Genomic DNA, 23,512 nt, shown 5'->3' on the forward strand with positions numbered 1-23,512 from the left:
GCCTTCGGCGAGCCGGCGCTCGAGACCGACCGCTTCCTGCGCGCCCTCGGCGTGCGCCGCGCGGCGCAGGCGCAATGGGAGCAGGCCAGCCCGGCGGCGCGGGCCGCGCTCGAGGCCTACAGCGCCGGCATCAACGCGTACCTGGCCGGTTCGCTGAAGGCGCGGCCGCCGGAGTTCGTGCTGCTCGGGCTGCAGCCGCAGCGCTGGACCCCGGTCGACAGCCTGGCCTGGGCGACGATGATGGCCTGGGACCTGGGCGGCAACTGGTCAACCGAGCTGCTGCGGATGCGGCTCTCGCTGAAGATGCCGGTGGAGCGCATCAACGAGCTGCTGCCGCCGTACCCCGGCGAGCAGCCGCTCGCGACGGCCGACTACGCGGCGCTGTTCCGCGGGCTGAAGGTGGACGGCACGCTCGGCCGCCAGGCGCTGCGGATGGCGCCTGAATCGGGCGTCGAGGGCGTCGGCTCCAACAACTGGGTGCTCGCCGGCTCGCACACCGAGAGCGGCAAGCCGCTGCTGGCCAACGACCCGCACCTGAAGCTCAGCGCGCCGTCGCTGTGGTACCTGGCGCGGCTCGACGCGCCCGGCTTCCATGTGGCTGGCGCGACGATGCCCGGCCTGCCGATCGTCGTGCTCGGCCAGAACGACCGCATCGCCTGGGGTTTCACCAACACCGCGCCGGACGTGCAGGACCTCTACCTCGAACGCCTGCGCCCCGGCGACCCGGCGCAGTACCAGACGCCCGAAGGCTGGGCGGCGTTCGAGCGCAGCACCGAGGTCATCCACGTCAAGGGGCATCCCGATGTGACGGTGACCGTGCGCAGCAGCCGCCACGGGCCGGTGATCTCCGACGCGGGCGGCCCGACCGAAGGGCTGACCGGTGCGCCGAACGCGCCGGCCTATGCGCTGGCGATGCGCTGGACGGCCCTCGACGCCGATGCCGGGACGGCGGTCGATGCTGGCATCGGTTTCAACTCGGCACGCTCGGTCGACGAGTTCATCGCGGCATCGGCGGGCTACATCGCGCCGATGCAGAACATGGTGGTGGCCGACACGCAGGGCCGCATCGCGATGGTGGCGCCCGGTCGCGTGCCGGTGCGCGGGCCGGAGCACGACCTGAAGGGCCTGGTGCCGGCGCCGGGCTGGGAGGCGCGCTACGACTGGGTCGGCAGCGTGCCGGCCGGCGAGACGCCGCGCGAGATCGATCCGGCCCGTGGCTGGATCGCGACCGCGAACCAGCGCATCGTCGGCCCCGGGTACCCGCATTTCCTGACCAGCGAGTGGGCGGTGCCGTACCGCCAGCAGCGCATCGAGCAACTGCTGGCCGCGACGCCGAAGCATTCGATCGACAGCCTGCGGGCGATCCAGCGCGACCAGCTGTCGCTGGCGGCACTGAAGCTGCTGCCGGTGCTGCAGCGCGCGGCATCGCCCCACCCGCTGGCCGCGGCGGCGCAGCGCGAGCTGGCCTCGTTCGACGGCACGATGGCGGCCGAGCGCGCGGCGCCGCTGATCCTGTCGGCCTGGGTGCGGCAGCTGACGCAGGCGGTGTTCAGCGACGAACTCGGCGCCGCGCTGTATGAGCGGCAGCTCGGCAGCCGCAGCTTCCGCGAGGCGCTGGAGGGCGTGCTGGCGCGCCAGGACGCCTGGTGGTGCGACGACAAGGCGACCCCGGCGGCCGAGACCTGTGCGCAGCAGGTGGACGCGGCGTTCACGCGGGCGCTCGACGAGCTGCAGCAGTCGCAGGGCAGCGATGTGGCGAGCTGGCAATGGGGCCGGGCGCACCAGGCCCGGGCCGAGCACCGGCCGTTCAGCAAGGTGAAGGCGCTGGCAAGGGGGTTCGAGCTGCGGGCGCCGGTGGGCGGCGACACCTACACCGTCAACGTGTCGCGCGTCGGCCTGCGGCCGGACGCGACGACCGGCGAGCTGTACCTGGCCGAGCACGGGCCGTCGCTGCGGGCACTGTACGACCTGGGCGAGCCGGCGCGCTCACGCTTCATGCAGTCGAGCGGGCAATCGGGCATCGTGTTCTCGCCGCTGTACCGGAGCTTCGTGGAGCGATGGGCGAAGGTGGAGGACGTGCCGGTGTGGGGCGGGGCGGCAGAGCACACGCTGGTGTTGTCGCCAGCGCAGCCGGCGGCGCGCTGATGAACGGTCGATCAGGAGTCGAGATCAGCGATCGAGCTGGGCCAGCTGGCTGACGATCTCCCGCGTGCTCAGCAGCCGCACACCCTGGGCGGCCAGCGCCTCGTTCTGGCGGGCGATGATCTCGTCGGCACCCGTGGTGCCATCGGGCCAGGTGCCGTGCGAGTCGCTGGCGAGGACCACGTCATAGCCGAGGGCCAGCGCCGATTGCGAGGTGTGGGTGACGCAGACCTCGCTCTGCAGCCCGCACACCAGCAGCTGATCGATGCCGGTGCCGCGCAGCAGCGCGTCGAGCCCGGTGTTCTCGAACGCGCTGAAAGCCTGCTTGGCCACGCGGGCCTCGCCCGGCAGCGGCGCGACATCCGGGTGGATCTCCCACTGCGGCGTGCCGTGCACCAGCACGCCCGTGGGCTCGCCATGCTGCACGTGCAGCACCGGCAGGCCCGCGCTGCGCGCCGCGGCGATCAGCTGGGCGGCATGGCGCAGCAGCCGCTCGCCCGAGTCGATCGGGTCGCACTTGGCACCATCGAAGGCACCGATTTGAAGGTCGATCACCAGCAATGCCTGCATCGTCTGCCCTTTCATACCGACCCGAACAAGGCCTTGCGCTGCGCGGTGTAGGCCCACCACGGCGCGGCAGGCGCACCGCCCATGAAATCGGTGGCGGCCATGAAGGTGTCGAGCACGCAAGGGTCGTGGCGCTGCCCGGTGATCGCGCACAGGCGCTGGTACAGCACGAAGGCATCCTTGCCGCGCAGGTCCTTCGGCTCCTGGATGCCGATCAGCCGCAGGTCGGCGGCCAGTGCGGGGCCGATGTTGGGCAGTTGCTCGAGCGCCTTGCACTCCGCGGCACTCGCCGCCTTGGGGGCCTTGATCACCACGGCGGCCTCCATCACAGCATGCTGTTGCGGATCAGGCCGACCGCCAGCCCCTCGAGTTCGAAGTCGACATCGCCGAACGGCACGACGATGGGTTCGAAATCGGGGTTCTCCGGCAGCAGCTCGATGCTGGTGCGGGTGCGCTTGAAGCGCTTCACGGTGACCTCGTCGCCGAGCCGCGCGACGACGATCTGGCCGTTCTTCGCGTCCTTGGTCTTCTGCACCGCGAGCAGGTCGCCATCCATGATGCCGGCGTCGCGCATGCTCATGCCGCGCACCTTCAGCAGGAAATCGGGCCGGCGCGCGAACAGGCTGGCTTCCATCAGGTAGGTCTGGTCGATGTGCTCCTGCGCGAGGATCGGGCTGCCGGCCGCGACGCGCCCGACCAGCGGCAGCGTGAGCTGCGACAGGCTCGGCAGCGGCAGGCTGAACTGCTTGCCGCGGCTCTGGTTCAGCGCACGCAATGTGTCAGACTGCAGACGGATGCCCCGCGAGGTGCCGCCCACCAGCTCGATGACGCCCTTGCGGGCCAGCGCCTGCAGGTGTTCTTCGGCGGCGTTGGCCGACTTGAAGCCCAGTTCGTTCGCGATCTCGGCGCGGGTGGGCGGCGCACCGGTGCGCTCGATCGCGCTCTGCACCAGGTCGAGGATCTGCTGCTGGCGGTCGGTGAGCTTCGGGATCTCGGTCATCGGTGGGCCTTGAAGGTGAGATGGTTCGGACTGAACATCCATCCAGTGACTGTATTTTTATCCAGCTTCGTGAAAAATGCAAAGAACTGATCAGATCGTCGTCGTGCTCGGYACCGGCGGCACCATCGCCGGCACCTCGGCGGCCCCCGGCGACAACATCGGCTACACCGCGGCGCAGCTCGGCGTCGCGCAGCTCATGAAGGCGGTGCCGGCGCTGGCCGCGGTGCCGCTCGAGCCGGAGCAGGTCGCGCAGGTCGACAGCAAGGACATGAGCGCCGGCGTGTGGCGCGCGCTGGTCGGGCGGCTGGCGCACCACCTGGCGCGGCCCGAGGTGGCGGGCGTGGTCGTCACGCACGGCACCGACACGCTGGAGGAGACCGCGTGGCTGCTGCAGCGCGTGCTCGCGCCGGCCAAGCCGGTGGTGCTGACCGCGGCGATGCGCCCCGCCACCTCGCTGCAACCCGACGGTCCGCAGAACCTGCTCGATGCAGTGACCGTCGCGCAGCATCCGGGCGCGCGCGGCGTGGTCGCGGTGCTCGGCGGCGTGGTGCATGGCGCGGCCGACGTGCGCAAGGTGCACACCTACCGCATCGAGGCCTTCGATTCAGGCGATGCCGGCCCGGTCGGCCGCATCGAGGAAGGGCGGTTGCGGCTGTTCCGCCCGTGGCCGGCGGGTGAGGCGATGTCTGCGGCGCTGGTGGACAGGCTGGTCGACGGCCCCGAGTGGCCGCGCGTCGACATCCTGCTCAGCCATGCGGGCGTCGATGGCGTGCTGGTCGATGCGCTGGTCGAGCGCGGCACGCGCGGCATCGTGGTCGCGGGCACCGGCCACGGCACCGTCCACCACGCGCTCGAAGCCGCGCTGCTGCGCGCACAGGCGGCCGGYGTGCGCGTGCTGCGCTGCAGCCGCGTCGCCGGCGGCCCGGTGTTCGCGCAGCCCGGCGATGTGCTGCCGGCCGGTGGCGAATGGTCGCCCTACCAGGCGCGTATCGAGCTGCTGCTGCAACTGCTCGCGCAATGAAAAACGGCCCGCTGAGGGCCGTTCTTCATGCAGCGCAGGCGGGGCTCAGGCTACGGTCAGCGTCACGTCCACGTTGCCGCGCGTCGCGTTCGAGTACGGGCAGATCTGGTGCGCCGTGTCGACGATCTGCTGGGCCACCGAGCGCTCGACGCCCGGCACGGTGATGGTCATCGCGACCTGGATGCCGAAGCCTTGCGGGATCGGGCCGATGCCGACGCTGGCGGCGATCGAGGTGTCGGCCGGCAGCGTCACCTTGTGCTTGCCGGCAGCCACCTTCATCGCGCCGATGAAGCAGGCCGAGTAGCCGGCGGCGAACAGCTGTTCCGGGTTGGTGCCGACGGCGCCGTTGCCGCCCAGTTCCTTCGGCGTGGTCAGGCGCAGGTCGAGCACGCCGTCCGACGACTTGGAGGTGCCTTCGCGGCCGCCGGTGGAGGTGGCGTGGGCGGTGTACAGGACTTTTTCGAGGGCCATGGTGTCTTCCTTCAGGTGGTGAGGTGGGTCAGGGGTGAGAACAACGTTCACGCATGCGCCGCAGCGGGCGCGTCATCGAGCAGTTGCAGGCGCAACTGCTGCAGGCGCTGGGTCAGGTCGGTCAGCTCGCCGACACTGCAGCCGCTGGCCTGGGCCAGCTGGGCGGGCACGCCGCGCGCCTGCTGGCGCAGCGCACGGCCCTCGGCCGTCAGGCTGACGATCACGCGGCGCTCGTCGTCGGCGGCGCGCTGGCGCTGCAGCCAGCCGGCCGCTTCCATGCGCTTGAGCAGCGGCGTCAGCGTGCCGGAGTCGAGGAACAGCCGCTCGCCGAGCTCGCCGACCGTCACCCCGTCACGCTCCCACAGCACCAGGAACGCCAGGTACTGCGGGTAGGTGAGGCCGAGCGGCGCGAGCAGCGGCTTGTACAGCTTGGTCATCGCGAGCGAGGTGGAATACAGCGCGAAGCAGACCTGGTTGTCGAGCTGCAGCCAGTCGATGTCGGCCGGCAGGGCCGGCGCGGCGACGGATCCGGTGCGACGAGTGAGGTGCTTGCTTGCCATGGACGAGACTGTATCGCCGATCAGGCAATTAGATTGCGAACAATATAATCTCCGGGCCGACGGCAGGGAGATTCCGCGCCGGCCCGGCATGGGCAGCTTGCGATCAGGCAGGCGCGAGCCTACGCGGCCAACTGCGGGAAGGACCTGTACAGGTCCAGCAGCTTGCGCGCGGMCAGCTGTGCCGCCTTGCTCATCACCGCGGGCGTGACGTTTTCGCGCAGTCGCAGCGCACCGCTCTCGACCCGCTGGCAGACGTTCGAGGCGATGCCCCGGGCCGTCTCGCTCGCCGACGTGTTCGCGGTGGAGCGCGACAGCGCGCGCGAAGGCAGCGCGTCGCTCGCGGCATTGGTGCCGCGCGTGCGCGCACCTTGGGGCGCGGCGGCCTTCGTCGGCAAACCCGGACGGCTCAGCGTCGGGCGCGGCAAACCCTGCGGAAGGGGGCGGTTGATCTCGTTGGACATGGCGGGCCTCAGACCTTCATGAACATGAGCGTGGGGTCGGATCCGACCGGCGAGCCGAGCAGCGCGGTGGCCTTCTGCTGCTCCTCGCGCAGCAGGTAGCTCAGCGGGCTCTCGACGCCGTCGGCCGGCCCGTCGATCTCGTTCGTCGTCGCCATCAGCAGCGTGATCGCGTCGGCGCGGAAGCTGTCGCGGTCGCCGCTGCGGCCCTGCATCAGCTCGTCGGTCACCTCGTCGATCAAGGCGCGGAAGCGGCCCAGCAATGCCGGGTTGACCGTGGGGGCCGCAGCCGGCTCGGCGGCATGCCCGGCGGTGTTCCGCTGTCCGGCGTTGCTGCCGGAGCGGTCACCTGTCTGCGCTTTCTGAAGGGCCATCATGGGAACGGACGATAGGCCGTCCGCCAACAGGCACTCGCCGGCCACCGGAAGCCGCGTGCGGCGGCGCGAAGTCAGCCGGCGCCGAGCGCGTCCAGTTCGCCGGTCACTTCCAGCCAGCGGCCCTCGGCGGCATCGAGTTCGTCGCCCAGTTGCTTCAGCCGCTTGCCTTGTTCCACGCGCTGCGCAGCGCTCACATCGGGGCGCGCCGAGGCTTCCCCGATGTTGGCCTTCTCCTGCGTCAGCGTCGCGATGCGTTTCTCGAGCGTCGCGAGCTCGGTGCGCAGCGGCTTGGTCTGCTCGGCAGCCTTCTGGCGTTGCTGGGCACCGGCCTTGCGGTCGTCCTTGGCGGCCTTCGGGGCGGCCGCCGCGGCAGCGGCCTCGGCCTTCTTCGCCTTGACCTTCGCCGAGCCGGCTTCGCGCGCACCCTTCGCCATCTCGCGCGAGGTCTCGAGCAGCCATTTCTGGTAGTCGTCCAGGTCGCCGTCGAACGGCTTCACCGCGCCGTCGCTGACCAGCCAGAATTCATCGCACACCTCGCGCAGCAGCGCGCGATCGTGGCTCACCAGCATCACCGTGCCCTCGAACTCGTTCAGCGCCATCGACAGCGCCTCGCGCGTGGTCAGGTCCAGGTGGTTGGTCGGTTCGTCGAGCAGCAGCAGGTTGGGGCGCTGCCACACCAGCATCGCGAGCACCAGCCGCGCCTTCTCGCCGCCGCTCAGCGAGCCGACGGCCTGCGTGACCATGTCGCCGACGAAGCGGAACGAGCCGAGGAAGTCGCGCAGCTCCTGCTCGCGCGCCTGCGGGCCGACGTCGCGTGCGAGCCGCACCATGTGCATCAGCGGGCCGTCGTCCAGCGACAGCACGTCGAGTTCCTGCTGCGCGAAGTAGCCGATCGACAAGCCCTTGCCCTCGGTGACCTCGCCGGCCACCAGCGGGATCTCCTTCGCGATGGTCTTCACCAGCGTCGACTTGCCCTGGCCGTTGGCGCCCAGGATGCCGATGCGCTGGCCGGCCAGCACCGAGCGGTTGACGTTGCTGACGATCGGCACGCCGCCGTAGCCGCACGACATCACCGAGAACGCGAGCATCGGGTTGGGCAGCGAGACCGGCTCGCGGAACTCGAACTGGAAGTCGCTGCTGGTCAGCACCGGCCCGAGCTTTTCCATGCGCGCCAGCGCCTTCACGCGGCTCTGCGCCTGCTTGGCCTTGCTGGCCTTGGCCTTGAAGCGGTCGATGAACTTCTGCAGGTGGGCCATGCGCTCCTGCTGCTTCGCGAAGTTGGCCTGCGCCTGCATCATCCGTTCGGCGCGCATCTCCTCGAACGCGGTGTAGTTGCCGGTGTAACGGGTCAGGCGCGTCTCGTCGAGGTGCAGCGTCACCCGGGTGATCGCATCGAGGAACTCGCGGTCGTGGCTGATCACGATCATCGTGCCCTCGTAGCGCTGCAGCCAGGCCTCCAGCCACACCAGGGCATCGAGGTCCAGGTGGTTGGTCGGCTCGTCGAGCAGCATCAGGTCGGCCGGGCACATCAGCGCGCGCGCCAGCTGCAGCCGCATGCGCCAGCCGCCCGAGAAGCTGTTGACCGGCTCGTCGAGCTGGTCGACGCGGAAGCCCAGGCCCATCAGCAGCGCCTGCGCGCGCGGGCGGGCCTCGAAGCCGCCGGCCTCGGCGATCAGCTGGTGCGCCTCGGCCATCGCATGGCCGTCGTCGGCCGCCTCGGCCGCGGCCAGCGCGGCGTTCGCGGCATTCAGCCGGGTGTCGCCCTCCAGCACGAAATCGGTGGCCGGATCGTCGGTCTCCGGCATCGACTGCGCGACCTCGCCGACCAGCCAGCGCGGCGGGATGGCCACGTCGCCGGCGTCGGACTGCAGCCGGTGCGTCAGCAGCGAGAACAGCGAGGACTTGCCCGCGCCATTGCGCCCGACCAGGCCGACCTTCTCGCCGGGCTGCAGCGTGACGCTCGCGTCCTGCAGCACGACCTTGGTGCCGCGTCGCAGCGTGACGTTCTTGATGACAATCATGGGTAACTCACCAACGGGAAAAAAGCATGGAAAAGAGCACCGAAAGCGGCCGGAGCGAGGGCCTGACCACCCGGCTGCTGCACGCGGATCGCCGCGGCGGCGTCGAGCATGGTGCCACGCACAAGCCGCTGCACCCCTCGTCGGCCTTCGGTTACGAGACGGCGCGTGAACTGGTGTCGGTATTCCAGGGCGAACGCAGCGGGCATGTCTACGCGCGCCAGGGCAATCCGACCAACGTGGCGCTGGAAACCAAGCTGACGATGCTGGAAGACGGCGTCGGCACGGTGAGCTTCGCGACCGGCATGGCGGCGATCGCGTCGCTGACGCTCGCGCTGCTGAAGCGCGACGACCACATCGTCGCGAGCCGCTTCCTGTTCGGCAACACCGCCAGCCTGCTGAACACGCTGGAGGGCCTGGGCTGCGGCGTGACGCTGGTCGACGCGACCGATGCGGCAGACGTCGAGCGCGCGATCACGCCGCGCACGCGCATGGTGTTCGTCGAGACGATCGCGAACCCCGGTACGCAGGTCGCCGACCTGGAGGCGATCGGCCGGCTGTGCGGCGAACGGAAGCTGCTGTACGTGGTCGACAACACGATGACGACGCCCTACCTGTTCCGCCCGAAGGCGGTGGGCGCCGGGCTGGTCGTCAACTCGCTGACCAAGTCGATCGGCGGCCACGGCAACGCGTTGGGCGGCGCGGTCACCGACACCGGGGTGTTCGACTGGGCCAGTTTCGCCAACATCGCCGAGCCGTACAAGAAGGGCGACCCGCGCGGCTGGGGCCTGCTGCAGATCCGCAAGCGCGGGCTGCGCGACATCGGCGCGACGCTCGCGGCCGATGCGGCGCACCGCATCGCCACCGGTGCCGAGACGCTCGCGCTGCGCATGGACCGCGCCTGCGACAACGCGCTGCGCCTGGCCACGTGGCTGGCCGCGCAGCCGGGCGTCAAGCGCGTCAACCACCCCGGGCTCGAGAACCACCCGCAGCACGCCAACGCAAAGCGCTGGTTCAAGGCCGGCGGCACGCTGATGAGCTTCGAGCTCGACGATTCGCGCGACTGCCTGGCCTTCCTCGATGCGTTGCAGGTGGTGATCAAGTCGAGCCACCTGGGCGACAACCGCACGCTCGCGATCCCCGTGGCGCACACCATCTTCTGGGAGATGGGCGCGCAGCGGCGGCAAGCGATGGGCATCGCGGATTCGCTGATCCGCGTGTCGGTGGGGATTGAAGACCATGAGGATCTGCGCGCCGATTTCGCACGCGCATTGGCGGCCGGCTAGCGATTCCAGCGCACGAGCGCTTCGCGGGTGACGAGCAAGACCTGATCGTCGCCGGCGCTGGTGTCGAGCCAGGCCACTTCCAGCTTGCGGAAGGCATGCTCGAAGTGCGGGCGTTCGTTGCCGATCTCCAGCAGCAGCACCGCCTCGGGCGTCATCTTCGCCGGCGCGTCGCGCAGGATGCGGCGCACCAGGTCCATGCCGTCGTCGCCGCCGGCCAGCGCCAGGGCAGGCTCATGGCGGTATTCCTCGGGCAGCGCCGCCATGCTGGTGCTGTTGACGTAGGGCGGGTTGCACAGGATCAGGTCGTACGGCCCGCCGACGCTCGCGAGCAAATCCGACTGCAGCAGCGTGATGCGCTTGCCGAGCTTGTGCTTGTCGACGTTGATGCGGGCCACCGCCAGCGCGTCGTCGGAGAGGTCGGCCGCGTCGACGACCACGTCGGGGTAGGCCAGCGCGGCGATCACCGCCAGGCTGCCGTTGCCGGTGCACAGGTCGAGCACCGTGTGCGTCTGGTCGGACAGCCAGGCGTCGAGCGTGCCCTCACCCTCGCCGTCGACCAGCAGTTCGGCGATGAACGAGCGCGGCACGATGCTGCGCTCGTCGATGTAGAACGGCACGTTCTGCAGCCAGGCCTCGCGGGTCAGGTAGGCGGCCGGGCGGCGCGAGCGGATGCGCTCGTCGACCAGCGCGAGCGCGGTGGCCTCTTCCTCGGCCGACAGCTCGCGCTGCGCCTGTTCTTCCAGCGCGTCGAGCGGCATGCCGAGCGCCCACAGCACCAGCCAGGCCGATTCGTCGAACGCGTTGGTGGTGCCGTGCCCAAACGAAACGCCCGCCGTCTTGAGGCGGGCGCTCTGCGCGGTGATGAGATCGATCAACTTCATAGCAACAAGCCTTCAAGCGTCCTGCGGTAGATGTTCTTCAGCGGGTCGAGGCTCGCGACCTCGACGTTCTCGTCGATCTTGTGGATGCTGGCGTTCAGCGGCCCGAACTCGACCACCTGCGGGCAGATCTTCGAGATGAAGCGGCCATCGGAGGTGCCGCCGGTGGTCGACAGCTCGGTGCGCACGCCGGTCTCGGCGAGGATGGCGGCGCCCATCGCCTCGCTCAGCGCACCGACCGGCGTCAGGAACGGCTCGCCGCCGAGCGTCCACGCGAGGTCGTAGCGCAGGCCGTGCGCATCGAGCACGGCGTGCAGGCGCGACTTCAGCGCATCGGGCGTCGATTCGGTCGAGAAGCGGAAGTTGAAGTCGATCACCACCTGGCCGGGAATCACGTTGGTCGCGCCGGTGCCGCCGTGGATGTTCGACACCTGCCAGCTGGTGGCCGGGAAGTAGCGGTTGCCGCGGTCCCATTCGACCGTGGTCAGTGCCGCCAGCGCCGGGGCGACGCGGTGGATCGGGTTGTCGGCCAGGTGCGGGTAGGCGATGTGGCCCTGCACGCCGTGCACCGTCAGCTTGCCCGACAGCGTGCCGCGCCGGCCGTTCTTGATCATGTCGCCGAGCGTGTCGACCGAGGTCGGCTCGCCGACGATGCAGTAGTCGATGCGCTCGCCGCGCTGTTTCAACAGCTCGCAGACTTTCACGGTGCCGTCGACCGACGGCCCTTCCTCGTCGCTCGTGATCAGCAGCGCGATGCTGCCGCAGCGCTCGCCGTGCGCCGCGACGAACTCCTCGATCGCGACCACCATCGCGGCGATCGAGGTCTTCATGTCGGCCGCGCCGCGCCCGTAGAGCTTGCCGCCGCGGTGCGTCGGCACGAACGGGTCGCTCTGCCACTGCGCGAGCGGGCCGGTGGGCACCACGTCGGTGTGGCCGGCGAACATCAGCAGCTTGCCGCCGTCTTTTGCGGATCCCCGGCCGCGGCGCACCGCCCACAGGTTGGTGACGCGGAAATCGGCCGGGCCGCTCTCGATGGTCTCGCACTCGAAGCCGAGCGGCGCGAGTCGTTCGATGAGCAGCGCCTGGCAGCCGCCGTCGTCAGGGGTGACGGAGCGGCGGCTGATCAGGGCCTCGGTGAGCTGCAGGGTCGCGGACATCAGAATCAGGAACGGGGATCAGAAGCGGGTCGAGAACCCGGTGTTGCGCTCGTCGTGCACGTCCAGCGTGATCTCGGTGAAGGTCGGCTGGTCGTCGGTCTCTTCCTTCTTCGGGACCTGGCGCGACACCGGCTCGGTGTCGTTCGCGAGGCGCCACATCAGGTTGGTCGGCGAGTCGGAGAACGCGAGGCCCTCGTCGCGCGTGATCACGCCTTCGGTGATCAGGCGGGCGAGGTCGGACTCGAAGCTCTGCGAGCCTTCGGCCATCGATTTCTCCATCGCTTCCTTGACGCCGTTAAAGTCGCCCTGCTCGATCAGCTCGGACACGAGCTTGGTGTTCAGCAGCACCTCGACGGCCGGGCGGCGCCCGCCGGCCGTCGCGCGCACCAGCCGCTGCGAGACGATCGCGCGCAGGCCGGCGGCCAGATCGGCCAGCAGCGCGGGGCGCGATTCGGGCGAGTAGAACGACAGGATCCGGCCGAGCGCGTGGTAGCTGTTGTTCGCGTGCAGCGTCGAGACCACCAGGTGGCCCGACAGCGCGTACGAGATCGCCATCGTCATCGTCTCGCGGTCGCGGATCTCGCCGATGTAGATGCAGTCGGGGGCCTGGCGCAGCGCGTTCTTCAGCGCGACCTGCAGCGATTGCGTGTCGCGGCCGACCTCGCGCTGGTTCACGACCGAGCGCTTGTTGCTGAACATGAACTCGATCGGGTCCTCGATGGTCAGGATGTGGCCGGCGATCTGCTGGTTGCGCTGCTCCAGCATCGACGCGAGCGTGGTGCTCTTGCCGGTGCCGGTGGCGCCCACCATCAGGATCAGGCCGCGCTTCTCGAGCACCAGCGTGTTCAGCACCTGCGGCAGGTTCAGGGTGCCGAGTGCCGGGATGTCGTGCGGGATGCAGCGGAACACCGCGGCGATCGAGCCGCGCTGGCGGAATGCGCTGAGCCGGAAGCTGCCGACGCCCGACAGCCCGATGCCCACGTTCAGCTCGCCGGTGTCTTCCAGGTCTTCGAGCTGGGTCGGCGTGAGCAGCTCGGCCAGCAGCTGGCGGGGCTGGGTGGCGGTGAGCGGCTGGTCGCTCAACTGCAGGATCTGGCCGTTGATCTTGATCAGGATCGGCGTGTTGGCCGACAGGTAGACGTCGGAGGCGCCCTTGTCGGCCATCAGCCGCAGCACGCGTTCCATGTTGCCGCCGTTGGAGGCTGCTGTCATCGCTGTGTCCTTTCGGGACCTTGTTGAACGGAAGAAGGCATCATGGCACGCCGGCCGGCGGGTTCTGGCGTCAGGCGCGCAACAGTTCGTTGATGCTGGTCTTGGCTCTCGTCTGGGCGTCGACGCGCTTGACGATCACGGCGCAGTACAGGCTGTACTTGCCGTCGGCGCTCGGCAGGTTGCCGCTGACCACCACCGAGCCGGACGGGATGCGGCCGTAGCTGACTTCACCGGTCGCGCGGTCGTAGATCTTGGTGCTCTGGCCGATGTAGACGCCCATCGAGATGACCGAGTTCTCCTCGACGATCACGCCCTCGACCACCTCGGAGCGGGCGCCGATGAAGCAGTTGTCCTCGATGATGGTCGGGTTGGCCTGCAGCGGTTCCAGCACGCCGCCGATGCCGACGCCGCCCGACAGGTGCACGTTCTTGCCGATCTGGGCGCACGAGCCGACGGTGGCCCAGGTGTCGACCATCGTGCCTTCGTCGACGTAGGCGCCGATGTTGACGTACGACGGCATCAGGATCACGTTCTTCGCGAGGTAGCTGCCGTGGCGCGCGACGGCCGGCGGCACCACGCGCACGCCGGCGGCGCGCACTTCCTCGTCGCTGATGTTGGAGAACTTGGGTCTAACCTTGTCGAAGAAGGTGAGGTCGCCGGCATGCATCAGCTGGTTGTCGTTCAGGCGGAACGACAGCAGAACCGCCTTCTTGACCCATTGGTTGACCTTCCACTGGCCGACGCTCTCGCGTTCGGCGACGCGGATGCGGCCCTTGTTCAGGTCGGCGATCACCGATTCGACGGCCTCGCGCACCTCCGGCGAGTTGACGGCATTGATCTGGGCGCGGCCTTCCCAGGCGAGGTCGATGACGCTTTGCAGTTGCTGTTGGCTCATGGGGTTCTCGGGATCAGACGGACTTGACGAAGGAAACGATGCGCTGGGCGGCTTCGAGGCATTCCCCGACTTCGGCCACCAGGGCCAGGCGGATGCGGCCTGCCCCGGGATTCACACCTTGCGCCTCGCGCGCCAGCAGGCTGCCGGGCAGCACCGCGACATTGTATTGAGCCAGCAGGCCGCGGGCGAAGGCCACGTCGTCGCCACCGGGAACGGCGGCCCACAGGTAGAAGCCGGCGTCGGGCAGGCGCACGTCGAGCACCTCGGCCAGCAGCGGCGTGACCTGTGCGAACTTGCGGCGGTACTGCTCGCGGTTGTCGACCACGTGGGCCTCGTCGCGCCAGGCGGCGATGCTGGCCTGCTGCACCATCGGGCTCATCGCGCTGCCGTGGTAGGTGCGGTACAGCAGGAACTGCTTCAGCACGGCGGCGTCGCCGGCCACGAAGCCCGAGCGCATGCCGGGCACGTTGGAGCGCTTGGAGAGGCTGGTGAACACGACGAGGTTGCGGAAGTCGCGCCGGCCGAGCTGCATCGCGGCGTCGAGTGCGCCGAGCGGCGGGTCTTCGCGGAAGTAGATCTCGGAGTAGCACTCGTCGGAGGCGATCACGAAGCCGAAGCGCTCGCTCAGCTCGAACAGCCGGCGCCACTCGTCGAGCGGCATCACCGCGCCGGTCGGGTTGCCGGGCGAGCAGACGTACAGCAGCTGGGTGCGCGCCCAGACCTCGTCGGGCACCTGGGCCCAGTCGGCCGCGAAGTTGCGCGCCGGGTCGCTGTTGGCGAAGAAGGTCTGCGCGCCGGCGAGCAGCGCCGCGCCTTCGTAGATCTGATAGAACGGATTCGGGCAGACGACGGTGGCGCCGGGTCGGGTCGGGTCGACGAGGGTCTGGGCGAGGGCGAACAGGGCTTCGCGCGAGCCGTTGACCGGCAGCACCTGGGTGGCGGCATCGAGCGTGACGCCGTAGCGGCGCCCGGCCCAATCGGCGCAGGCCTGGCGCAGCGCGATGTCGCCGGCGGTGGCGGGGTAGCTGGCGAGGCCGCTGAAGTGGGCCGACAGCGCATCGAGGATCAGCTGCGGCGTGGCATGGCGGGGCTCGCCGATGCCGAGGCTGATGGGCTTGAAGGCCGGGTTCGGCGTGATGTCGCGGGTGAGGGCGCGCAGCCGCTCGAACGGATAGGGATGGAGCTTGCCTAGCAGCGGGTTCATTCCGCCGATTATCGGGGACGGCTCGATTCTTCTTGTTGTATGTCCGCGCGAGCAAGGGCGCGGATGGGCTGGTTGCGGTCAGGCGTCGCCCACGCGCGGGATCCAGTAGCCGGGTTGTCGACGATCGGGCGCAATGGCGAAGATGACGATCTCTTCGTTGAACTCGCCATAGACGACGGTGAACGGAAAGCCCTTGACCTTGGTACGCCGAACGCCTGCCGCGGCGGGGGCCCCGCTTTGCGGAAAGGACTGGATCAACGTGAATGAATCAGTGACGGCCCGAACGAACCGGATCCCGGTTCCCCGACGCTTGGCTTCGTAGTAGGACGACTCCCGAAGCAACTCGGCACGTGCCTCGTCGATCAGCCGCAGCAGCTTCAACGCAAGAGGCGTACAGCTTCTGCAATCACGTGATCGGCGTCGTGGAGCTTTGCTTCGCCGCGCTCGTAGCTGGCGACGCGACGCTCGATCTCCCTGCTCCAGGCCTCGTCGGCCGGTGACTCACCAGCTTCGTGCAACGACTCCAACAGCAAATCCAGAAGGCGCACACGCTCTTCGGGCGGCAATTCCTTGCCGCGTTCTGCGAGTTCTGTCACCAGATCCGCCATATGGGCCGCTCCTGAAGGTGATGGACAGTGTAGCGCCGTGCCCGTTGACCGGCCCCCGCCGCGCCGCAACGCTCAGATCAACCCCGTCTGCGCCCCATGCGAAGGCATCTGCACCACCGGCTGCGGCTTCCAGCCTTTCTTGCGGTGCTCCGCCACCACGTTGGTATAGATCCCGCCCCGCACGTACCACTTCGCGGTGATGCGGATGAAGCGCGGGTCGGTGGCCTTCACGATGTCGTCGAGGATGTCGTTCGTGACCTTCTCGTGGAACGCACCTTCATTGCGGTAGCTCCACATGTACATCTTCAGGCTCTTCAGCTCGATGCACAGCTTGTCGGCAACCATGTCGATCGTGAAGTGCGCGAAATCCGGCTGGCCCGTCAGCGGGCAGTGGCAGGTGAACTCGGGCACCTGGAACTGGATCGCGTAGTCGCGCTTCGGGCTCGGGTTCGGGAACACGTCCAGCTGCTTGCTCGGCATCGACGGCGGCTTGGCAGGCGCCTCGCGCATGCGCAGCGGGGTGGTGGGCGGGGCGACTTTCGCGGACAACTTGGATACCTTGGCCATGGTGGGCGTCACGTTTTGAGAGGGTTTCGGCAGGCTGCCGCAAGAGGGCGCGATGGTATCATCGCGCCTCGCCAGAAGTCCGCGTACGCGTGGAATTCCCTAAATAAATCAATGACTTAGGCGACTCGTGGCACTCTCCGCCGCGGCCCGCCGGGACTGCTCCCCATGCGTCTGAACTCCATCAAGCTGTCGGGCTTCAAGTCATTTGCCGAGCCGACGCACTTCCAGCTGCCGGGCCAGCTGGTCGGCGTGGTCGGGCCCAACGGCTGCGGCAAGTCCAACATCATGGACGCGGTGCGCTGGGTGCTGGGCGAATCGAAGGCCAGCGAACTGCGCGGCGAATCGATGCAGGACGTGATCTTCAACGGCTCCGGCAACCGCAAGCCGGCCAGCCGCTCCAGCGTCGAACTGGTGTTCAGCAACGAGGACGCCCGCGCCGGCGGCCAGTGGAACCAGTTCACCGAGATCGCCGTCAAGCGCGTGCTCACCCGCGACGGCACCAGCAGCTACTACATCAACAACCAGCCGGTGCGCCGCCGCGACGTGCAGGACGTGTTCCTCGGCACCGGCCTCGGCCCGCGCGCCTACGCCATCATCGGCCAGGGCACCATCAGCCGCATCATCGAGAGCAAGCCCGAGGAGCTGCGGCTCTTCCTCGAAGAAGCCGCCGGCGTCTCCAAGTACAAGGAACGCCGCCGCGAGACCGAGAACCGGCTGAAGGACACGCGCGAGAACCTGACCCGCGTCGAAGACATCCTGCGCGAGCTGAACGCCAACCTCGACAAGCTCGAGAAGCAGGCCGAGGTCGCGTCGCGCTACCGCGGCCTGCAGGAATCCGGCACGCTGAAACTGCACCAGCTGTGGTTCCTGAAGCACCGCGATGCCGCCAGCGAACAGGAGCGCGTGAAGAAAGAGGTGCTGGAGGCCACCAACGGGCTCGAAGCCCGCATGGCCGAGCTGCGCCACGGCGAGGCCGAGCTCGAAACGATCCGCCAGGCCCATTACGCCGCGAGCGACGAGCTGCACACCGCGCAAGGCGCGCTGGCCGAGGCCTCGCTCGAGGTGAGCCGGCTCGAGGAACGCATCCGCTACGTGGTCGAAGGACGCCAGCGCGTCGAGCAGCGCCTGACCGAGCTGAAGGTGCAGAGCGAGCAATGGGCCGAGCGCTCGCAGCAGGCGCAAGACGAGCTGGAGCAGATCGCCGAGCAGATCGCCGCCGCCGACGAGCAGGCCGAGGTGCTGGCCGCGCAGGCCGAGGAGCAGGCCGGCAACCTGCCGCAGGTCGAAGACGCGGTGCGCGCCGCGCAGAACCGCAGCAACGAACAGCGCACCGCCGTCAGCGGCGTGCAGCAGCAGATCCAGGTGCTGGCCGCCGAGAGCCGCAACCTCGACGACCAGCGCCGCCAGTTCAACGCGCGCCGCGAACGGCTCGACGGCGAACGCCGCCAGCTTGCATCGCCCGACATGGCACGCCTGGCCGAGCTGAAGCTGCAATCGGCCGCGGCCGACGAACTGCAGGGCGTGGCTGACGCCCGCCTGCACGAGCTGYAGGAGCAGGTGCCGGCCCTCGACGAAGCGCGCCGCGAGACGCAGGAGCAGGTCAATGCGCAGGGTGGCCGGCAGGCCGACCTGAGCGCCCGTCTCGATGCGCTGCGCGCTCTGCAGGAGAAGGTGCAGACGGAGGGCAAGCTGAAGCCGTGGCTCGCCAAGCACGGCCTCGAAGGCCTGCAGGGCCTGTGGACGAAGATCCACATCGAGACCGGCTGGGAGACCGCGCTCGAAGCCGCGCTGCGCGAGCGCATCAACGCGCTCGAAGTGGGTCGCATCGAGACGGTGCGCGCCTTCGCGACCGATGCGCCGCCCRCCAAGCTGGCGTTCTACACGCCGCCGCAAGCGGCCATCTCCAACACCCACCAGACCCTGTCGAAGCTGAGCGACCTGCTGCGCCTGGGGAACCACGACCAGGCCGGCCTGAAGGCGCTGCTGAACGACTGGCTCGAAGGCGTCTACACCGCGTCGGACATCGACGAGGCGCTCGCCGCGCGCTCGAAGCTGACGCACGGCGAGGTCATCATGACCCGCGAGGGCCATGCTGTCAGCCAGTTCGCGGTCGCCTTCTACGCCCCCGATTCCGAGCAGGCCGGCATGCTGGCCCGCGCGCAGGAGATCGAGAACCTGGAGCGCCAGCTGAAGGCGCAGACACTGATCGCCGAGGAGTCGCGCAGCGCGCTGGTGCGGGCCGAGGCGGCCTATACCGATGCGTCGCAGCGCCTGGTCGGCACGCGCCGCGAAGCCGCCGAGACGCAGACCCGTGCGCACCAGCTGCATGTCGAGCTGCTGCGCCTGTCGCAGCAGGCCGAGCAGACCAGCGCGCGCCGCGAGCAGCTCGATGCCGAGCTCGGCGAGATCGATGCGCAGCTTGAAGAACTCGACGAGCGCCGCGCCACCGGCGAGGCGCGCTTCGAGGAACTCGACATGCAGCTCGCGACCACGCAGGAGCGCCACGCCGAACTCGACGAGGGCGTGATCGCCGCCGAGCGCAAGCTCGCCGACGCGCGCGAGCAGCTGCGCTCGCTGGAGCGCCAGGCGCAGGAGGCGCAGTTCTCGTCGCGCGCGCTGGCGGCCCGCCGCGGCGAGCTGCAGCGCAGCATCGAGACGGCGCAGCAGCAGGTGGCGTCGAACGAGGCCTCGTTCGAGCAACTGCAGGCAGAGCTGGTGAAGCTGACCGATGCGTCGGCCCTCGTCGGGCTGGAAGACGCGTTGGCTCTCAAGCTCGACCGCGAGGCCGCGCTCGGCGCCAAGCGCAGCGAGTACGACGACCTGACGCTGCGCCTGCGCCGCGCCGACGAACAGCGCATGGCGCACGAGCAGAGCCTGCAGCCGCTGCGCGACCGCATCACCAAGCTGCAGCTCGAAGAGCAGGCGGCGCAGCTCGGCGGCGCGCAGTTCCTCGAACAGCTGACCGCCGCCGAGGTCGACCTCGCGGCGCTCGCGCAGAACATCGCCGACAACAACGTCAAGCTGTACGGCCTGCAGGGCGAGATCGACCGCATCAACCGCGAGATCACCGCGCTCGGTGCGGTCAACCTGGCGGCGCTCGACGAGCTCACCGCGTCGCGCGAGCGCAAGACCTTCCTCGATTCGCAGAACGCCGACCTGAACGAGGCGATCAACACGCTCGAGGGCGCGATCCACAAGATCGACCTCGAAACGCGCGACCTGCTCGCCAGCACCTTCAACCAGGTCAACGAGCATTTCGGGCGCATGTTCCCGAGCCTGTTCGGCGGCGGGCAGGCCAAGCTGATGATGACCGGCGACGAGATCCTCGATGCCGGCGTGCAGGTGATGGCGCAGCCGCCGGGCAAGAAGAACAGCACGATCCACCTGCTGTCGGGCGGCGAGAAGGCGCTCACCGCGATCGCGCTGGTGTTCGCGATCTTCCAGCTGAACCCGGCGCCGTTCTGCCTGCTCGACGAGGTCGACGCGCCGCTGGACGATGCCAACACCGAGCGCTACGCGAAGCTCGTGAAGCAGATGTCCGAGGGCACGCAGTTCCTGTTCATCAGCCACAACAAGATCGCGATGGAGATGGCCGAGCAGCTGATCGGCGTGACGATGCAGGAGCAGGGTGTCTCGCGCATCGTCGCGGTCGACATGGAAGCGGCCGTCAGCCTGGCCGAGGCGGCCTGATGACCAACTCGTCGCAGCGCTGATGAGCACGCTGACCGTCTCGCTGGCCGCGCTGGGCGGCGTCGTGCTGGCCGGTGTCATCGCGCACGGCGCGTGGCAGGCGCGCAAGGCCGGGCCGCGGCGGCCGATGGAGGCGCTGCCGCCACCGGGGATTGCCTCGGCTGCGGACGGCCGCGATCCCGCCGAGCCGCGCGAGCAGCGCGAGCCGGTGTTCGGCGAGCCGCAGCCGGTCTCCCCAGGCCACGACCCCTCTGCACGCATCGACCTCGGCAGCGCGCTGCAGCCGCCGCCGGTGCGCCGCGCCAGCGTGCGCATCGATGCGCTGATCGACGCGATCGCGACGCTGACGCTCGAGTCCCCCGTCAGCGCCGAATCGGTGCTGCCGCACCTGCCGCCGACGCGCCGCGCCGGCAGCAAGCCGTTCCTGATCGAAGGCCTGAACGCCGACAGCGGCGAGTGGGAGCCGCCCACTGCCGGCCAGCGCTATGGCGAATTCCAGGCCGGGCTGCAACTGGCCAACCGGATGGGCGCGGTCAACGAGATCGAGTACTCGGAGTTCGTGCAGAAGCTGCAGGCCTTTGCCGAATCGATCGGCGCGATGGCCGATTTCCCGGACATGCTCGATGCGGTCGCCCGGGCGCGCGAGCTCGATGGCTTTGCCGGTGCGCACGATGCGCAGCTCGCGGTGCACCTGCAGGCGCGTTCGGCGGCCTGGAGCGTGGGCTACATCCAGCAGCATGCGGCGCGCCACGGCTTCGTGCCGGGCGTGGTGCCGGGCCGGCTGGTGCTGCCGGCGGCCGACGAGGGCGCGCCACCGGTGCTGACGCTCAGCTTCGATCCGCAGGCGGCCTTCGCCGACGACCCGAACAAGTCGGTGGTGCGCGACGTGACGCTGAGCTTCGACGTGCCGCAGACCGATGCGCGCGCCGAGCCGTTCATCGCCTGGCAGGCGAGTGCGCAGGCCCTGTCGCTCGGCATGGACGCGGCGATCGTCGACGACAACGGGCAATCGCTGCGGCCCGAGGGGTTCGCCGCGATCGGCGGGGAGCTGGGGCAGCTGTACCAGGCGCTGGAGACGCACGACCTGGCGGCCGGCACCGCGGCGGCAAGGCGACTGTTCAGCTGAACGCCTGGCGCGTCGTTGGCCACGCACCGGGCCTGCGATAGGATCGCTGCCGGCCGCGGAGGGCGGCCGCCATCCTCCATACCATCTTGCACACCACCATGAAACGCATACTGGCGATCCTGATCTGTTCCTTTCTCGCGGCCTGCGGCACGCAGATGAAAGTGGCTGCGGTCGACGAGAAGACCGGGCTGTTGAAGTCCGACATCGGCTCGATCTCCAAGGCAACCGTCGTGACGGCCAAGACCATGTCGCTGGCGCCGTTCAAGGGCCTCGCCTTCATCTCCGGTGGTGGGGATTTCGGCGTCAACCAGCTGAAGGCCGTCAAGTACTTCGACCAGGTCGTGAACTACGACGAACTGCAGAAGCTGGTGATCGCGAACAACCTGCAGGACAAGGTGCCCAGCCTGAGCGAGCCGATCGGCCTGAACAAGCTGTACCGGGCTTACAAGCCGTTCCTGTGGGTCAACTTCAAGCGGGTGCAGAAGGACAACAAGCCGTACCTGCAGTTGATTGCGACCAACCCGGACACGCTGGAAGACGTCTTCGTCAGCGAAGTGCACCTCGACTTCGTGTGGGYCGGCGTCAATGACCAGAACTCGCGCTACCCGCTGTTCAATGCCCTCATCGAGTGGCTGAACAAGAACCGCTGATCGCGCGTCAGCGTGGCAGTCGCTGATTCACGGTTGCCACGGCCTGCCCCAGCTCGATCACCGCCAGCGCGTAATAGCTCGACCAGTTGTAGCGCGTCACCGCATAGAAGTTCGGCGTGCCGGCCACATAGCTCGGCGCGGCATCGCCGTTCTGCAGTTCGATCAGCGCGAGCTTGTCGCCGAACTCGCGGGCCGCGGCCGGCAGTGCGGCGCCATGCGCCAGGAACTCCTGCGGCGTGAAGCTCGGCACGACGTCGGGCACCAGCAGCGTTGCACGGTCGGCGGCATCGACCGGCGCGGCCACGTCGAAGTGCGTCGGCATGCCGCGCTGCCAGCCGAACTCGGCCAGGTAGTGGGCGACGCTGCCGACGATGTCGGCGCCGCTCGTGTGCAGGTCGACGCGGCCGTCGCCGTCGAAATCGACCGCATAGCGGTTCCAGCTGCTCGGCATGAACTGCCCCATGCCCATCGCGCCGGCGTAGCTGCCCTTCAGCGCGAGCGGGTCGACGTTCTCGCTGTGGCACAGCACGAAGAACTGCTCCAGCTCGTCGCGGAAGAACGCGCTGCGGTCGCGCCGGCCGCTCGGGAAATCGAAGGACAGCGTGGCCAGCGCGTCGATCACGCGGAAGCCGCCCATCTGCTGGCCGTAGATGGTCTCGACGCCGACGATGCCGACGACGATCTCGGCCGGCACGCCGTAGAGCTCTTCGGCGCGGGCGAGCCATTTCTCGTTGTCGCGCCAGAACGCGAGGCCGGCGCGGATGCGCTTCGGCTCGACGAAGCGGCTGCGGTAGGCGGCCCAGTTCTTCGCGGTGCCGGCCGGCGGCGGCATGATGAACTTCGCGACGTTCGGCACGTAGCGCGCCTCGGCCAGCTGCGCCTGCACCCAGTCGGCCGGCAGGCCCTGCCGCTCGGCCAGCTCGGCGCCGAAGCGCATCACGTCGTCGCGGGGGCCATAGGGGACGGTGTCGTCGCGCACTGGGGTGGCGACGCGCGGTTTCTTCGGCTTGGCGTCGGCCAAGCCGGCACCCAGCAGGAACGCGAGGATCAGCGGTGCGAGCAGCAGTCGGGAACGCGAAAAGAGCATGCGCGGATTATCGGCGTCTGCGGGGGCGGCTCGTCCGGCGGCGCGTCAAGCGGCACGAGCCTCGCTGGGCCTTCCTGAAGCGGAGGTGGGCCTCCAGTACGAATGAACCTCCTCAAGGTTGATGAAATCACGCGGCCTGTCGTGAAAAATCCCCGAGCGCATCGCTAGACTGCGCGCACCGCAGCGGCAGACCACTGCCGCGCGGGTTGCCGGTGCCCCATCGGGCCGAAGGCGACAACACCTCTCCCTCGTTGTCATTGGATGCACGGTCGTCGACCGTGCGCTGGAGGACTCTCTTGGAACTGATCTTGATAGCGTCGCGGCGTGCCCGCGGCCTGGTGGTGTCGTGCGTCGGCGCGCTGGCGCTCTCGACTTTCTCGCTGGCAGCGTGGGCGCAGCTGGCAGTCGGCCAGGATGGCCAGCCGGGCTATCAGCATCCGATCGCGGTGCCGCCGGGCATTGCCGGCATGCTGCCGACCATCGCGCTGGCGTACGGCGGTGACGGCAACGGGCCGGTGGGCCACGGCTGGTCGCTGAC

At 69.2% G+C, this 23,512-nt stretch carries 24 protein-coding genes; 7 read left to right on the top strand and 17 right to left on the bottom strand.

All coding sequences use genetic code 11. From position 1 onward, the window contains the following. Positions 1-2,145: penicillin acylase family protein (locus tag AC1DXV_RS15340; protein WP_477934341.1), on the top strand; the 2,145-nt coding region annotated here is incomplete at its 5' end. Positions 2,146-2,169: 24 nt separating this feature from the next. Here the strand turns inward: AC1DXV_RS15340 and AC1DXV_RS15345 are convergent. From AC1DXV_RS15345 to lexA, 3 genes are read right to left on the bottom strand one after another with little or no spacing between them, the layout of a single operon-like run. Then, on the bottom strand, positions 2,170-2,712 hold the full coding sequence (locus AC1DXV_RS15345) for a cysteine hydrolase family protein (protein ID WP_477872228.1): 543 nt from the start codon (positions 2,710-2,712) through the stop codon (positions 2,170-2,172). A gap of 11 nt (positions 2,713-2,723) precedes the next feature. Further along, positions 2,724-3,035, bottom strand: coding sequence for a helix-hairpin-helix domain-containing protein (locus AC1DXV_RS15350; protein ID WP_082004786.1), 312 nt, complete (start codon positions 3,033-3,035; stop codon positions 2,724-2,726). Beyond that, positions 3,035-3,709, bottom strand: a complete 675-nt coding sequence (lexA, locus tag AC1DXV_RS15355) for a transcriptional repressor LexA (RefSeq protein ID WP_477869463.1) — start codon at positions 3,707-3,709, stop codon at positions 3,035-3,037. Before lexA ends, AC1DXV_RS15350 begins: the two co-directional genes overlap by 1 nt. A gap of 76 nt (positions 3,710-3,785) precedes the next feature. Between lexA and AC1DXV_RS15360 the strand changes: the two genes are divergently transcribed. After that, positions 3,786-4,730, top strand: coding sequence for an asparaginase (locus tag AC1DXV_RS15360; protein ID WP_477869461.1), 945 nt, complete (start codon positions 3,786-3,788; stop codon positions 4,728-4,730). A 45-nt stretch (positions 4,731-4,775) separates the two neighbouring features. Here the strand turns inward: AC1DXV_RS15360 and AC1DXV_RS15365 are convergent, their stop codons facing one another. The 5 genes from AC1DXV_RS15365 to AC1DXV_RS15385 form a co-directional block, all read right to left on the bottom strand. Further along, positions 4,776-5,201, bottom strand: coding sequence for an organic hydroperoxide resistance protein (locus tag AC1DXV_RS15365; RefSeq protein ID WP_477869459.1), 426 nt, complete (start codon positions 5,199-5,201; stop codon positions 4,776-4,778). A gap of 47 nt (positions 5,202-5,248) precedes the next feature. Next, a complete protein-coding gene (locus AC1DXV_RS15370; protein WP_477869457.1) occupies positions 5,249-5,761 on the bottom strand; it encodes a MarR family winged helix-turn-helix transcriptional regulator in 513 nt (170 codons plus the stop codon). A gap of 119 nt (positions 5,762-5,880) precedes the next feature. Next, positions 5,881-6,222: a hypothetical protein gene (locus AC1DXV_RS15375; RefSeq protein ID WP_477934343.1), complete on the bottom strand. Its 342-nt coding sequence runs from the start codon at positions 6,220-6,222 to the stop codon at positions 5,881-5,883. Between the two features lie 8 nt (positions 6,223-6,230). Further along, a complete protein-coding gene (locus AC1DXV_RS15380) occupies positions 6,231-6,593 on the bottom strand; it encodes a hypothetical protein (RefSeq protein ID WP_477934345.1) in 363 nt (120 codons plus the stop codon). Positions 6,594-6,667: 74 nt separating this feature from the next. Then, on the bottom strand, positions 6,668-8,617 hold the full coding sequence (locus AC1DXV_RS15385; RefSeq protein WP_477934347.1) for an ABC-F family ATP-binding cassette domain-containing protein: 1,950 nt from the start codon (positions 8,615-8,617) through the stop codon (positions 6,668-6,670). 26 nt (positions 8,618-8,643) lie between these two features. On the opposite strand from AC1DXV_RS15385, the gene AC1DXV_RS15390 reads away from it, so the two are divergent. After that, positions 8,644-9,900: a cystathionine gamma-synthase family protein gene (locus AC1DXV_RS15390; RefSeq protein WP_477934349.1), complete on the top strand. Its 1,257-nt coding sequence runs from the start codon at positions 8,644-8,646 to the stop codon at positions 9,898-9,900. On the opposite strand, the gene prmB is transcribed toward AC1DXV_RS15390, so the two are convergent. The 8 genes from prmB to queF all read right to left on the bottom strand — a co-directional run bounded on the left by prmB (position 9,897) and on the right by queF (position 16,364). Then, positions 9,897-10,781 (bottom strand): 50S ribosomal protein L3 N(5)-glutamine methyltransferase, encoded by an 885-nt coding sequence (gene prmB, locus AC1DXV_RS15395; protein WP_477934351.1) that lies wholly within the window; start codon positions 10,779-10,781, stop codon positions 9,897-9,899. The genes AC1DXV_RS15390 and prmB overlap by 4 nt on opposite strands. Beyond that, positions 10,778-11,935 carry a succinyl-diaminopimelate desuccinylase gene (gene dapE, locus AC1DXV_RS15400; protein ID WP_477873802.1) on the bottom strand — a complete coding sequence of 386 codons (1,158 nt, stop codon included), beginning with the start codon at positions 11,933-11,935 and terminating at the stop codon, positions 10,778-10,780. The genes prmB and dapE overlap by 4 nt, the downstream gene beginning before the upstream one ends. A gap of 18 nt (positions 11,936-11,953) precedes the next feature. After that, a complete protein-coding gene (locus AC1DXV_RS15405; protein WP_477934353.1) occupies positions 11,954-13,147 on the bottom strand; it encodes a PilT/PilU family type 4a pilus ATPase in 1,194 nt (397 codons plus the stop codon). A gap of 70 nt (positions 13,148-13,217) precedes the next feature. Further along, positions 13,218-14,042, bottom strand: coding sequence for a 2,3,4,5-tetrahydropyridine-2,6-dicarboxylate N-succinyltransferase (gene dapD, locus AC1DXV_RS15410; RefSeq protein ID WP_477867785.1), 825 nt, complete (start codon positions 14,040-14,042; stop codon positions 13,218-13,220). 13 nt (positions 14,043-14,055) lie between these two features. Then, positions 14,056-15,246 (bottom strand): succinyldiaminopimelate transaminase, encoded by a 1,191-nt coding sequence (gene dapC, locus AC1DXV_RS15415; protein ID WP_477867787.1) that lies wholly within the window; start codon positions 15,244-15,246, stop codon positions 14,056-14,058. 78 nt (positions 15,247-15,324) lie between these two features. Then, positions 15,325-15,627, bottom strand: a complete 303-nt coding sequence (locus tag AC1DXV_RS15420; RefSeq protein WP_477867789.1) for a type II toxin-antitoxin system RelE/ParE family toxin — start codon at positions 15,625-15,627, stop codon at positions 15,325-15,327. Next, entirely contained in the window at positions 15,624-15,854 is a 231-nt protein-coding gene (locus AC1DXV_RS15425; RefSeq protein WP_477867791.1) for an addiction module protein, read from the bottom strand. Before AC1DXV_RS15425 ends, AC1DXV_RS15420 begins: the two co-directional genes overlap by 4 nt. Positions 15,855-15,926: 72 nt before the next feature. Then, positions 15,927-16,364: a preQ(1) synthase gene (gene queF, locus AC1DXV_RS15430; RefSeq protein WP_477934365.1), complete on the bottom strand. Its 438-nt coding sequence runs from the start codon at positions 16,362-16,364 to the stop codon at positions 15,927-15,929. A gap of 222 nt (positions 16,365-16,586) precedes the next feature. On the opposite strand from queF, the gene smc reads away from it, so the two are divergent. The 3 genes from smc (at position 16,587) to AC1DXV_RS15445 (ending at position 21,887) form a co-directional block, all read left to right on the top strand. Next, positions 16,587-20,111, top strand: coding sequence for a chromosome segregation protein SMC (gene smc, locus AC1DXV_RS15435; protein ID WP_477934355.1), 3,525 nt, complete (start codon positions 16,587-16,589; stop codon positions 20,109-20,111). Positions 20,112-20,133: 22 nt separating this feature from the next. Further along, entirely contained in the window at positions 20,134-21,237 is a 1,104-nt protein-coding gene (locus AC1DXV_RS15440) for a cell division protein FtsZ (protein ID WP_477934357.1), read from the top strand. 98 nt (positions 21,238-21,335) lie between these two features. Continuing rightward, complete coding sequence (locus tag AC1DXV_RS15445; protein WP_477934359.1) at positions 21,336-21,887, top strand: hypothetical protein; 552 nt, start codon at positions 21,336-21,338, stop codon at positions 21,885-21,887. A gap of 7 nt (positions 21,888-21,894) precedes the next feature. On the opposite strand, the gene mltB is transcribed toward AC1DXV_RS15445, so the two are convergent. Beyond that, the gene (mltB, locus tag AC1DXV_RS15450; protein WP_477934361.1) at positions 21,895-22,974 is read right to left on the bottom strand and encodes a lytic murein transglycosylase B; all 1,080 of its coding nucleotides are present in this window, start codon (positions 22,972-22,974) and stop codon (positions 21,895-21,897) included. A gap of 296 nt (positions 22,975-23,270) precedes the next feature. Between mltB and AC1DXV_RS15455 the strand changes: the two genes are divergently transcribed. Then, the coding region (locus AC1DXV_RS15455) for a hypothetical protein (RefSeq protein ID WP_477934363.1) at positions 23,271-23,512 on the top strand (242 nt) is incomplete at its 3' end.

It is taken from the genome of Rhizobacter sp. P3_C12, from assembly GCF_056402735.1.